Here is a 12266-nt window from a genome sequence, read left to right as displayed (position 1 = left end):
CTAATATGTTTAGGTAATAGATAGTCACAAAAGGCTATGAAAGGACCCGCAGCTATTCCCCCGTGACAGAGAGTCGGCCCTAGTCTGGAAGGCTGATACGTAAAGGATACCTGCACCCCATCCTGAAGCTGCTGGTGAAGAGCTAAGCCGGATGCCCACCGTTATCGGGTTATCGAGAGGACTATGGCGTCTGCTGTAGTCAATCAGGGTGGTACCGCGGAAGTTAATCCTCCGTCCCTTTTTGGGATGGGGGATTTTTTGCATTTTACGTAAGAACAAAAAGGAGCGTAGACGGATGAAAGAGGACAAAGCGTTTGTAAAAGAAATTACACCGCAATCGGAGGATTTTTCGCGTTGGTACATCGATGCCATTAAAAAGGCGGATTTGATGGACTACACACCGGTACGCGGCTGCATCGTGTTTAAGCCAGATGGCTTTGAACTATGGGAGCGAATTCAAGAGGCGATGAATAAGCGCTTCAAGGAGACAGGGCATCGCAATGCCTATTTCCCGATGCTGATCCCCGAGTCCTTCTTTCAAAAAGAAAAAGAGCATATCGAGGGCTTCAATCCGGAGCTGCCTTGGGTAACAGAGGCTGGGGGAGAGCCGCTAGAGGAAAAGCTCGCGCTACGTCCAACCTCCGAGACGATCATCGGACATATGTACAGCCAATGGATTCAAAGCTACCGTGACCTACCTGTATTAATCAACCAATGGGCAAACGTTTTTCGTTGGGAAAAGCGGACGATGCCGTTCTTGCGGACATCAGAATTTCTCTGGCAGGAAGGCCACACGGCGCATGCGACAGAGGAGGAAGCTCGTCAGGAAACGATGCAAATGCTGGAGATTTATCGAGAGGTCGTCGAGCAGGAGCTGGCTATTCCGGTTTGGAAGGGACAAAAAACACCGAGTGAACGCTTTGCTGGTGCTGTTGACACGTATTCCATTGAAGCGATGATGAAGGATGGCAAAGCAGTGCAAGCGGGCACCTCACACTATTTGGGCGATAAATTCGCGCGCGGCTTTGAAATCAAGTTTTTGGATCGTGACAATCAGTTCAAGTACGTTCACACCACATCATGGGGAACCTCTACGCGACTGATTGGTTCAATGATCATGGTGCATGGCGATGACCGCGGTCTAGTGTTGCCGCCTCGCATGGCTCCGACACAGGTTATCATGATTCCAGTCGGTCCGATGAAGCTGCGAGAGAAAGTAATGGAGGCGTTTGATCCTCTCTTTGACGAGATCAAGGCCGCAGGAGTGCGTGTCCGTGCTGATCTTCGGGAAGAAACACCAGGCTGGAAGTTCAATGAGTGGGAAATGCGCGGGGTTCCTCTGCGTCTGGAGCTCGGCCCGCGTGACGTGGAAAATGGTCAAGTAATTCTGGCTCGTCGTGATACAGGGGAGAAGGTGACGGTTTCACTTGAAGGTATCGCGCAGACAGTTGTTCAACTGTTGGAAGAGATTCAGCAAAATATGTTCCAAAAAGCACTAGCCTTCCGTGATGAAAACTCACATTTGGGGATTGATACACTGGAGCAGCTATCCGCTCATATTGCCAAAAACGAGAGCGACAATAAAACGAGTGGATGGGTGTTAGCTGGCTGGTGTGGGGATGATGCTTGTGAATCGAAGATCAAAGAGGAAACTAAGTTCACCTCTCGCAACATCCCGTTTGAGCCTCCTGTAAAAAAGAAAGTCTGCATTTGCTGCGGCAAAGAGTCACAGCATAGCGTCTGGTTCGGTCGGGCTTATTAATCAAACAAAGGGTGTGTCCACGCTTCGGCGGCAGGGCACACCCTTTGTTCATCTAGCGTCCGAGTATCCAATCGGTAAAAGCTTGCACATCCGTAAAGTGGTAGTCAGGCTCGGGATCGAATTTTCCCGACTTTTGTGTAACCAAAAGCCAATCCACACCGACTGTTCGCAAACCAGCGGCTCGACCAGCCAACACATCAGCATCACTATCACCTACGAAAATGGTTTCCGCAGGCGTAGCGCCTAGCTGTTTCATAGCGGTAAAAATACCTTCTGGATGAGGCTTTGGTTGTGTAACCTCATCCCCTGTGATCACGACGGAAAAATACGAATCTAATCCCCATTCTCGAAGGGAAATGTCAGCGCTTTTGCGTCCTTTTCCTGTTACGATTCCCATTTGGATACCTGCTGCGTGAAGTTCATCAAGCATGCTTCGGATATTTTCCGGGTTTTGTACGCGAGAGTGCTCGTCTGTGTATACACGATAAAAATGAGCGAGGGCGTTGTCATGGGCATGTGAGGGAAGCTTGTTTTGCAAAATACCTGTCTCTGTGGGGCCAAAGAGAGCTACAATCTGCTCGTCGGTATAATGCTCTTGTAAAAACTGCTGAAAGGTAGAGCGAAAAGCGGTGAAGATCAAGGGGAGGGTATCGGCAACTGTGCCGTCGAAATCAAACAAGATCGTCCGCATTGGAGTCCTCCTTTGATTAGAAAATGAAAGAAAACCATCGTATCTGATGGTTTTCTAGGTGACTTACTCATCCGAATCATCAAAAGGATCATCTGCATCATCTGTTGGGTCAGCTGGAGTCAATGGGAACAGGGTGTCGAAAAACTTGAATTTTCGACGGCCAGATTCCTTTTTGAACCCTTTGTACTTTTGCAACAGCTCAGAGATGTCTTCCACAAATTGATTACGTTCATCTTGACTCAAATAAAATTCAGTCAAATTATAAGCGAACGTATTCTGATACTCTTTCCTAACATCTTGGTCGCTTGCGACGAAGCGATTGAGAGTTCGCATGAGGTCCTTTTCCGTAGTACGAAACGGAGTAAACATGACATCACTTAATTGTTGAGCGTTTTCTTCAATCATCAATTGGAGCTTGACCTGAATGACCTTGGCAACAGGCTCATAATATTTCTCCACAATAGAGCCTTTTACCCGGGTATCCACTTGCTCGAGCAGCCCAACACGCACGAGCTCCTTCACATGGTAATGTAGCCGTGCTGCATTTTCGCCTAGTTCTGTAGCGATTTGTTTGGCCGTTCTGGGCTCCAAATCTTCAAAGAGTTCCAAAATTTTAACCCGTTCCGCTATAGCGAGCGATTTTAGCGCTTCTGGATCTGTTACTTCAAAAAACTCTTTCATGCGAATTCACCATCCAACTGACTAGGCCAAATTTTATTTTTTTTAATTCTATCCTTTTCTGAATCAAAGCGCAACTTGTATGCGGATGAAGTGACTACTAGATTGTGGTAAAATGGGACCAGCAAAAACAGGATATTATCGAGAGGAGGGAAAAGTTTGACGGCAGTAGGACAAGCTGCACCTGCATTTACTTTGCAGGCGAGCGACAATCAGACCCTCTCACTTTCCCAATTTCATGGTCAAAATGTAGTGCTATATTTTTATCCGAAGGACCAAACACCGACATGTACCACAGAAGCATGTGATTTCCGTGACTTCCATTCCGGCTTTGCTGAGCTGAATACAGTTGTTCTCGGAATTAGTCCGGACTCTGTGAAATCGCATGACAAATTTATCGCGAAGCACGAATTGCCTTTTCCACTTCTGGCAGATCCGGATCACCAAGTGGCAGAGGCTTATGGTGTGTGGGTGTTGAAAAAAATGTATGGAAGAGAGTACATGGGCATAGAACGCACGACGTTCGTCATCGACAAAGAAGGCAACATTGCAAAAGTATGGCCAAAAGTAAAGGTAAAAGGGCATGTGCAGGAAGTGCTTCAATTTATTAAGGAAGAGCTTCAATCCTAACGTTTGTTTTGCAATGAGTGAATGGAGGAACTTACAGATGAGTGTATCTACGGAATATGTTGTACAATGCTTTTGCCAATTGGCGAACATCCCAAGTCCATCTGGCAATACGGAAAAAGTAATGGCCTGGGTTGCACAAGAGTTAGAAAAGCTTGGCGTTTCTTATAAACGGACAAACAAAGGGGCAATCGTTGCAACAGTAGCGGGGGCCAGTAACGAAAAGGCAAGACTCTTGACCGCTCACGTCGATACGCTGGGCGCGATGGTAAAAGAAATAAAGAGCAACGGACGCTTGAAGCTGACCTTGATCGGCGGCTTTGCATTCAATGCGATTGAAGGGGAGCACTGCGTTGTAGAGACAAGCAGCGGTCGTCTTGTAACCGGTACCATTTTGTCCACCAAAGCTTCTGTACATGTTTACAGCTCAGAAGCGGGGAAAGCTGAGCGCAATGAGGCGAACATGGAAGTTCGACTGGATGAAAAGGTCACAAGCAAAGAGGAAGTCCTTGCGCTTGGGATTTCCGTTGGAGATTTTGTCTCCTTTGATCCGCGCGTGACAGTTACAGATAGCGGATTTATCAAGTCCCGCCATATTGACGACAAAGCGAGCGTAGCTGTGCTGCTGGGGGTTCTGAAAGAACTGAGTGAATCCGGTGTGAAGCTGCCTTACACCACGCACTTTTTTATCAGCAATAATGAAGAAATCGGCTACGGCGGCAACTCCAGCATCCCTGACAACGTGGTGGAGTACCTGGCTGTCGACATGGGTGCGATTGGGGATGGACAGACGACAGATGAGTATTGCGTGTCCATTTGTGCGAAGGATTCCACAGGACCTTACCACTACGGATTGCGCAGCCATCTGACCAAGCTCGCACAAGCGCACGGTCTGAACTACCAAGTAGACATTTATCCCTACTATGGTTCTGACGCAAGCGCTGCACTGAGGGCCGGATATGACGTTGTCCATGGTTTGATCGGACCGGGAGTAGATGCATCCCACTCCCATGAACGTACACATAAAGAAGCGCTCGATAACACGGCAAAGCTCGTTATGGCTTACCTTCAATCAGAAGAAATGCAAGCATAGGAGGACCAGATGAGCAATATGTATCAATGGGCTGACTACTATGACCTCACTCAACGCGGTGTTGCGGGTGATGTTGAGTTCTATCTGGAACAAGCGAAGCTGGCAGGGGGAAAAGTGCTGGATCTCGCTTGCGGCACCGGAAGAATCAGCATTCCGATGGCGCAGGCTGGCATCGACGTTACCGGAATAGACCTATCCCAAGATATGCTGGCAAGGGCTCAAGTAAAGGCAGAGGAACAAGGTGTAACATCCGGCTTGAAGCTATTGCAGGGGGATATGCGCGCTTTTGACTTGGAGGAGACATTTTCGCTGATTATGATTCCTTTTCGGTCGTTTTTGCATCTGTTGCATGTTCAAGAGCAAATGAAGGCATTGACGTGCATTCGCAAGCATCTGGCTCCAGGCGGGAAGTTCATCATGAACGTGTTTGTGCCCAAGATTCATCATTTTTACGAGGAAAATGAAAAAATGTCCTTGCGTGGCACCTATCCACTCCCGTCGGGGGAAGAGGTTGCAATGTGGGATTACACCCGTTATGACCATTTTCAGCAACTGTCCGAAGTGACACGCATTTATGAGCGTACGAATGCACAAGGCGTTGTGACGGAACGGGTGAAAGGCCGATTTACTCTCCGCTATATTTTCCCCGCGGAGCTCCATCATCTGCTTCGCTTAAACGGCTTGAAGGTCACACAACGATACGGTTCTTTTGCAAAGACACCTTTTGATGCAAATAGCTCAGAATTGATTCTGGTCGCAGAAGCTTTGTAAACGGAACCTGTGGAGGGGATATGGAATGAAGATTTATACAAAGTCAGGGGATAAAGGTGAGACGTCACTGGTTGCAGGTGTCCGCGTGCCTAAGTTTGCGGACCGCGTAGAGGCATACGGTACGTGCGATGAAGCCAACTCGCAGATAGGATTGGCACTGGCTCTGTTGCCTGCGACAGAAGAATGGAAGGAATTGCAGGATGTCTTCCATGTCATTCAGACAAAGCTGTTCCATGTAGGGGCTGAGCTGGCAACGCCAGAAGGCAAAAAGGTAGGTTGGCCCATTGCAGAAGAGGACGTTACTTTTCTGGAAGAGCAAATTGACATGCTAGATGCAAAGCTTCCTCCGCTCACCAATTTTATTTTGCCTGGCGGACATCCGGCTGCGGCTGCCTTCCATGTTTCGCGTACAGTCGTCAGACGTGCAGAGCGCAAAGCAGTCCATGTGGCACAGCAGGAGCAGGTAAACCCGTCCGTGGTTAAGTATCTTAACAGATTGTCTGATTATCTGTTCGTTGTGGCTCGTCATATTAATAAAGAGACAAGTGCAGTGGAGAAAACGTTGCACGAATAGGCAAAAGCCCCCTGGGATCAAGCAGGGGGCTTCAATTTTTTATTTTGTACGGAGGTAAGTGGTGATTCCGGGGAGAAAGTCGATTTTCTCGGTGTGAAAAGTATCGTAGAGAAGCTTTCCGTCCTTGCATGCGTTTCCTTCTAGCAGCATAGTGAGCTGCGTGTTGGTAATCGGGAAAAATGGGAATCTCTCCATCATATTTACCACAGGCTTCATGAAAGCAAGAGGAATGTGAATTTTGTTGACCTTCCGCTTTCCGATAGCTTCGCCAATCGTATCTAGGATTTGCCCGTAGGAAAGTGGTTCGGGTCCACCTGTTTCGTAAGTTTGATTGGTTGCTTCGGGTCTGCTCAAGGCTTGGACGAATACATCGGCCACCGTCTTGCGAGCAACTGGCTGCAAAGGGTAGGAGCCATCGCCAATGACTGGTGTGACAGGTAATCGGACCAGATCGGCGAGCATATTTACGAATTCATCCCCGGGACCAAAAATGACAGATGGACGGAAAATGACGTACGGAATACCGCTTGCTTGCACAAGCTGCTCCGCTTCGTATTTGGTTCGATGATAGGCGCTCGTGGCGTTTTTGCGTGCGCCCAGAGCACTCATATGGACAAAGCGCTTGATTCCAGCTTGCTTGGCAGCCTCTAGTACATTTTGTGTACCCTCTACATGGATACGAGAAAAGAGAATGCCTTTCCCCGGTTGTTCGCGAATAATTCCCACGAGGTGGATAACAGCATCGCAGCCTTGCATCGCTCTCATCAATGATACTTTATCAAATAGATCGCCAGTTGCTTCTGTTATACGTGCATTGGTGGTTTCGTTGTAGGGAAGCTTACCTGTTGAACCAGATCTGGTGAGGCAAACTGTTTCATATCCTTCTGCCTGCAAGCGCTCGAGAATACCCCGTCCAACAAACCCAGTGGCACCAGTCAGGAATACTTTCATGGAAAACCTCCTCCCGTTAAATACTTCCAGACTCATTGTACAACAGGTTCAGCCTGCGGTGCTATCGATCGCTATGTTGACCAAGGCGGTATAATGTAGGGAAAAGGGGGATATATTTATGGCACAACGCAAAGTACCTGTTGCCGACATCTTGGATAATTTGCAACAGCTTTATCCGGATGCGCACTGTGAATTGAATTATACAACCCCGTTTGAACTTCTCATTGCGACCATTCTTTCTGCCCAATGCACGGATAAAAGGGTGAATGAGATTACGGCACCCATGTTCCAGCAGCTAAACCAGCCGGAGCATTACCTTCATTTGACACAGGAAGAAATGGAAGAGCATATAAAAGGGCTCGGGTTGTATAAGAATAAGAGTAAAAACATTTTAGAGACCTGTAGAATCTTGTACGAAAAATACAATAGCGAAGTACCACAAACGCATGCCGAGCTCGAAGCATTGCCGGGAGTAGGGAGAAAGACTGCAAATGTCGTTTTGTCCAATGCATTCGGGATTCCTGCGATCGCGGTGGATACGCATGTATTCCGCGTAGGAAACCGGTTAGGCCTTGCGAATAGTGACAATGTGGATGAAGTGGAGCGTCAGCTCATGAAGCGTATTCCAAAAGAGAAGTGGACGGATGCGCATCATTGGCTAATTTGGCACGGCAGACGTGTATGCTCGTCGCGCAATCCACAGTGCGGCAGCTGTACACTTCAATCCATGTGTAAGTTTGCACAGGCGGAAGCCAAAAAAGCCAAAAAACCTGTAACCAAAAAGCCCGCAAAAAGCAAAGTAAAAACTTGATTTTCCACTTCTTTCTTTTCAAATCGAATGAATGGATATTGACAGTTTTCGCCGACTAGACGTACACTTATTTATAGTAATTCTAATCAATGACATTAGAGAAGCTTGTTCTTTTGTCTTGCGAAAGACTGTGGGGTGTAACAAGATGGTACAACGTGTGGAGAAAGCTGTTGAAATCCTGAAGAATACAGGGGTTCGCATGACACCTCAGCGCCATGCAATTTTGACCTATTTGCTGGAAACGATGACCCACCCGACGGCTGACGAAATATATAAAGCCCTTGAAGGCAAATTCCCGAATATGAGCGTTGCAACGATTTATAACAATCTACGAGTCTTTAAAGATGCTGGATTGGTTACAGAGCTCACTTACGGGGATGCGTCCAGCCGATTCGATGCCAATGTGGAAGAAGATCATTATCACGCGATCTGTTCCTCCTGTGGTGCGATCAGGGACTTCCACTTTCCGTATTTGCGGGATGCAGAAGTAGCTGCTTCCAAAGACATCGGCTTCAAAGTAACTGGACATCGTATGGAAGTTTATGGCGTTTGTGATTCCTGTCAAAAGAATCCCCACTAAGAATGTATTTGATGGATGAGCACCTCCTGCTTGAATCGGATAATCCCGGTGATGCAGGGGGTGTTTGCTTTTGGAGAACATAACCCTTTTTGTCGATATCTGTAACCTTTTGGCTTCTCGTACGTCTTTTTCTTGGTAGAGCTTGTCCGTGAATTACCAGAATACAAAAGGTTGTGAATGGATTGAACCAACGCTATGATCGAAATAATGAGTCAAATCATACAGCCCAAGTCAGAAGACAGGCTTATGGACCGGGAAGCAGGTGGAGATTATGAGCAGGGAGTCGGGTAGAGTTCAGCGACCAAGAAGAAGGAAACGACGGGCTTTTCGCAGGTTGTTTTTGTTAAGCTTTCTCTTGTTGGCCATCTTCGGCAGCATTTACTGGTTTTTTGTGCTCCGTGCCTCAACTGAGCATGTGCAGCCGTATGATGGTGAGAAAAATGTGATTGTATACGAAGGCTCGCGAAAAGAGTCCACGTATGTATTGGAATCAGAGCAAATATTGCTGCCCTTTGATTTCATTAAAGAGAACATTGATCCTGCGATTTTTTGGGATGAGCCAACACGTTCCGTTATCGTAACGACGAAGGATAAGGTGCTTCGGATGGAGAGCGGAGAAGTTGTTGCCTATCTGAACAAAAAACCTGTGGATTTACTCGTTCCGGTAAAAGAGGTGGACGGTACACGCTATGTCCCGTTGGATCCATTGGAAAAGCTGTATCCTTATTCGTTTGAGCGAAAAGCAGACACGGGTGTCCTCGTCGTCGAAAAAGAGGGCTACGAAATCCAGCAAGCGAAAGTAATCGCTGCCGAGGAAAAACAAGCAGTCCGTACCGGTTCTTCTCACCGAACCCCGATCGTAGCAGAGCTGTCGTCAGGAGAGGTTGTTGACGTTCTTGGCAAAAAAGAAAACTGGTATCGCGTTTTGACGGCTTCGGGAGTAGGCGGATTCATTTCAGAGAAAAGTATTGAAATGACAGATGTGCGCAAAGTCCAGCTAGAGCACACGACTGCTACCGGACAACAACACGCTGCTTGGAAGCCTGACGGAAAGATCAACCTCGTATGGGAGCACGTCGTCAGTAAAAATCCGGATGTTTCAAAAATTGGTGCATTACCAGGGGTAAATGTCGTTTCACCTACTTGGTTTGAAATGAAGGATGCAGAAGGAAATCTGTTAAACAGGGCCGATCCTGCGTACGTCAAATGGGCCCATAAAAGGGGCTACAAGGTTTGGGGTCTCGTTACAAACGGCTTTAATCCTGACTGGACCAAATCTGTTCTCAGTAGCTATGACAAGCGAGATAAGTTAATTGCCCAACTCTTGTACTACGCTCATCTATACGATCTCGATGGCATCAACATCGATTTTGAGAACGTATATTTAGAAGAGAAAGAGGAACTCGTTCAGTTTGTACGGGAGCTGACGCCGTATCTCCATCAGCAAGGACTGACCGTTTCTATAGATGTGACGATCAAGTCAAACGCGAAGCAATGGTCCATGTTCCTGGATCGAAAAGCTTTGGCCGAGGTCGTCGATTATGTTGCGGTGATGACGTATGACGAGCATTGGGCTGCGAGTCCAAAAGCTGGATCTGTCGCATCGTTGCCATGGGTGGAGCGAGGCTTGCAAGGAGTGCTGGAAGAAGTCCCTAATGAAAAACTGTTGCTGGGTGTACCTTTTTACACACGCTTGTGGACAGAAGCCAAGCAGGCTGATGGCACTGTGAAGGTTAGCTCCAAAGCTTATTCCATGACGAAAGCCCAGGACTGGATCAACGAGCGCAAACTGACGCCGGTTATGGATGAAGCTTCAGGTCAACATTACGTGGAGTATAAAGACCCGAAGGATGGCAACGTCTATAAAATGTGGATAGAAGATGTAACTTCAATGAAAAAGCGTATGGAAATCGTCAATAAGTACGACTTGGCGGGTGCAGCTTCTTGGCGCCGTGGTTTTGAGGTGCCGGAGATTTGGCAAGCAATTGATGAGACTTTGAAATAAAAGACACACAGCTTTTACGAAAGAAAGCCACCTGCACCCCGAATGCTCGGGAATTAGCAGGTGGCTTTTTGCATATAGATGAAAAGGAATCATATTATGTCTGGTTTTGCTGAGGATGTCCATCTTCTAGGCGTAAAGGTTGTCCACAAAACATACAGGCGTCTTCTTTACCCAACATCTTCGTGACTTTTTGGCATGAAGGGCATTGCACCTGTGGAGCTGACGTGGAGACCATCCCAGAAATCATAAACAAGACTGTACTGCCCATTGTCAGAATGAACCCGATGATCAAAAGCAGCGTCATAAAAATGTAAGAGCCTTTCAAGAGGCTTCCAAGTAAAGGAATAAAGTCCAAATAACCTGCAAAAAATGCGTACCCTGTATACATCAGCAAAATGCCGATTACCATGCTCCAGTTGCCCCATGTGCGCATGCGTTTGATCTTGCTCAGGCGTTCTGTATTTTTCATGATCATTCCTCCTACCCTATAGTATAGCATACAAAGGATTTGTCTGTTGACAAGCAGGAAACGGACAAGACTTGTAGAATCCATAAGTTCAACCCAGGGGGCAGGGAGGAACAAGGCATGACTTTAAGGCAAACGTATCTGAAAAATCTCCAGCAGCGTTTGGATGTGCAAGCGGTGCTTGTTTTAAATGATTCGGATATGCTAGTCCCCTTTCGCGAGGGAATCTTTTATTTCGTCGTAGTAAATGAGCCCCAAGCTGATGGAAAAATCCGTCGCATGCTATTTCAGGAACAAGTGATCATCGAGCAGCAAATCAGCACGTGGCAACTGGAGAAGGGGGCCATATGCGGTTTGGACGAACGACTTGCCGAGATGCTTCGAAGGGCAGAAATCGTTTGGGACAAAGAGCATTATATGAAACAAATGAAGCTGCGCCTGGCTAGTTTGTCATCTTCTCTCCAGAAAAAACATATCTGTAAGGAGTATTCCCAAATTCTTCGTTTTTTTCACGAGACAAAAGAGTTTTTGCAGCAAGGTATGATGCTGGATGCGCATCACTCTGCCATTCAAACGATTCACTATTTGGCTCGTCTCATTGTATATGAAGCGGGAGATCATCCTCAGCCAGCTTTATGGACACAAGTCAAACAGATAGATCCTTCTATATATAAGTTGTATGAGGAGCTGTCTTTTAATGCAGAAGCATTGGAGAAGCGAATTGAACTGCTTGTGCTGGCAATTGAATTTTGGATCGCATCTAGGACAAAGGAATCTGTTCGATATCTGATTGAGCTCATGGAGACGAAATCAGGGCCTTGGCGTTTGGAAGAGTTGATGAATCATCCGATGATTCAAGAGGCAGAGATTGAGGTTCCTCTCGTGATAGATAAGATGCTTCAGCGCTTGTTGATCCAAGAGATCGTATGCAAAGAAGGGGAAAATGCCGACAGAGAAACAGGTTTTATTTTAATGGGATAAAATTTTTTCAATTAGTGTTGACTTCTATTTGTGATCCATGCTATATTAACAAACGTCGCTGCTACGCTAACGCAGAGTGGCCGAAAAAAGATTTAAAAAAACACTTGATTTCACAAGTGGTTATGTGATAAATTAAGAAAGTCGCCTCTGGGCGACGAAACAAAAATGCTCTTTGAAAACTGAACAGCGAAAGCGTTAATGAGTCTATCATGAAATGATTTGCCAGCTTTGGACCAGTAACAAACTTTATTGGAGAGTTTGATCCTGGCTCAGGAC

Annotated in this window: 14 protein-coding genes; 9 read left to right on the top strand and 5 right to left on the bottom strand. The window is 46.8% G+C overall.

The genetic code is table 11. The features are described 5' to 3' along the window. Nucleotides 1-295: 295 nt before the first annotated feature. Nucleotides 296-1762, top strand: coding sequence for a proline--tRNA ligase (gene proS, locus ASG16_RS10485; RefSeq protein ID WP_056490164.1), 1467 nt, complete (start codon nucleotides 296-298; stop codon nucleotides 1760-1762). A gap of 52 nt (nucleotides 1763-1814) precedes the next feature. On the opposite strand, the gene ASG16_RS10480 is transcribed toward proS, so the two are convergent. After that, nucleotides 1815-2453 carry an HAD family hydrolase gene (locus ASG16_RS10480; protein WP_056490162.1) on the bottom strand — a complete coding sequence of 213 codons (639 nt, stop codon included), beginning with the start codon at nucleotides 2451-2453 and terminating at the stop codon, nucleotides 1815-1817. Nucleotides 2454-2516: 63 nt separating this feature from the next. Then, nucleotides 2517-3134 (bottom strand): winged helix-turn-helix domain-containing protein, encoded by a 618-nt coding sequence (locus tag ASG16_RS10475; RefSeq protein ID WP_048031449.1) that lies wholly within the window; start codon nucleotides 3132-3134, stop codon nucleotides 2517-2519. A gap of 156 nt (nucleotides 3135-3290) precedes the next feature. Here ASG16_RS10475 and bcp point away from each other — a divergent pair, with 156 nt between their 5' ends. From bcp to ASG16_RS10455, 4 genes are read left to right on the top strand one after another with little or no spacing between them, the layout of a single operon-like run. Then, the gene (gene bcp, locus ASG16_RS10470; protein WP_048031450.1) at nucleotides 3291-3761 is read left to right on the top strand and encodes a thioredoxin-dependent thiol peroxidase; all 471 of its coding nucleotides are present in this window, start codon (nucleotides 3291-3293) and stop codon (nucleotides 3759-3761) included. A 37-nt stretch (nucleotides 3762-3798) separates the two neighbouring features. Beyond that, on the top strand, nucleotides 3799-4851 hold the full coding sequence (locus tag ASG16_RS10465) for a M42 family metallopeptidase (RefSeq protein ID WP_056490159.1): 1053 nt from the start codon (nucleotides 3799-3801) through the stop codon (nucleotides 4849-4851). 9 nt (nucleotides 4852-4860) lie between these two features. After that, nucleotides 4861-5622, top strand: a complete 762-nt coding sequence (locus ASG16_RS10460) for a class I SAM-dependent methyltransferase (RefSeq protein ID WP_056490156.1) — start codon at nucleotides 4861-4863, stop codon at nucleotides 5620-5622. A 25-nt stretch (nucleotides 5623-5647) separates the two neighbouring features. Continuing rightward, nucleotides 5648-6196 (top strand): cob(I)yrinic acid a,c-diamide adenosyltransferase, encoded by a 549-nt coding sequence (locus tag ASG16_RS10455; protein WP_007728750.1) that lies wholly within the window; start codon nucleotides 5648-5650, stop codon nucleotides 6194-6196. Between the two features lie 39 nt (nucleotides 6197-6235). Here the strand turns inward: ASG16_RS10455 and ASG16_RS10450 are convergent, their stop codons facing one another. Further along, nucleotides 6236-7147 carry a complex I NDUFA9 subunit family protein gene (locus ASG16_RS10450; protein WP_056490153.1) on the bottom strand — a complete coding sequence of 304 codons (912 nt, stop codon included), beginning with the start codon at nucleotides 7145-7147 and terminating at the stop codon, nucleotides 6236-6238. A gap of 118 nt (nucleotides 7148-7265) precedes the next feature. Between ASG16_RS10450 and nth the strand changes: the two genes are divergently transcribed. The 3 genes from nth to ASG16_RS10435 all read left to right on the top strand — a co-directional run bounded on the left by nth (nucleotide 7266) and on the right by ASG16_RS10435 (nucleotide 10543). Beyond that, entirely contained in the window at nucleotides 7266-7958 is a 693-nt protein-coding gene (gene nth / locus ASG16_RS10445) for an endonuclease III (protein ID WP_056490148.1), read from the top strand. Nucleotides 7959-8103: 145 nt separating this feature from the next. After that, a complete protein-coding gene (perR, locus tag ASG16_RS10440; protein ID WP_047073745.1) occupies nucleotides 8104-8538 on the top strand; it encodes a peroxide-responsive transcriptional repressor PerR in 435 nt (144 codons plus the stop codon). 271 nt (nucleotides 8539-8809) lie between these two features. Further along, nucleotides 8810-10543 (top strand): glycosyl hydrolase family 18 protein, encoded by a 1734-nt coding sequence (locus ASG16_RS10435; RefSeq protein ID WP_056490145.1) that lies wholly within the window; start codon nucleotides 8810-8812, stop codon nucleotides 10541-10543. A 94-nt stretch (nucleotides 10544-10637) separates the two neighbouring features. On the opposite strand, the gene ASG16_RS10430 is transcribed toward ASG16_RS10435, so the two are convergent. Next, entirely contained in the window at nucleotides 10638-11012 is a 375-nt protein-coding gene (locus tag ASG16_RS10430) for a YgzB family protein (RefSeq protein WP_047073749.1), read from the bottom strand. Nucleotides 11013-11129: 117 nt separating this feature from the next. Between ASG16_RS10430 and ASG16_RS10425 the strand changes: the two genes are divergently transcribed. Then, nucleotides 11130-11990, top strand: a complete 861-nt coding sequence (locus ASG16_RS10425) for a hypothetical protein (RefSeq protein ID WP_056490136.1) — start codon at nucleotides 11130-11132, stop codon at nucleotides 11988-11990. A 61-nt stretch (nucleotides 11991-12051) separates the two neighbouring features. On the opposite strand, the gene ASG16_RS31135 is transcribed toward ASG16_RS10425, so the two are convergent. Continuing rightward, nucleotides 12052-12266 (bottom strand): hypothetical protein (locus ASG16_RS31135; RefSeq protein ID WP_206750645.1); only part of this gene is annotated, 215 nt, incomplete at its 5' end.

The organism is Brevibacillus sp. Leaf182 (genome assembly GCF_001423865.2).
Classification (GTDB): Bacteria; Bacillota; Bacilli; order Brevibacillales; family Brevibacillaceae; genus Brevibacillus; species Brevibacillus brevis_C.
The sequence above is the reverse complement of the archived record's forward strand: the minus strand, read 5'-3'. Positions and strand labels throughout refer to the sequence as shown.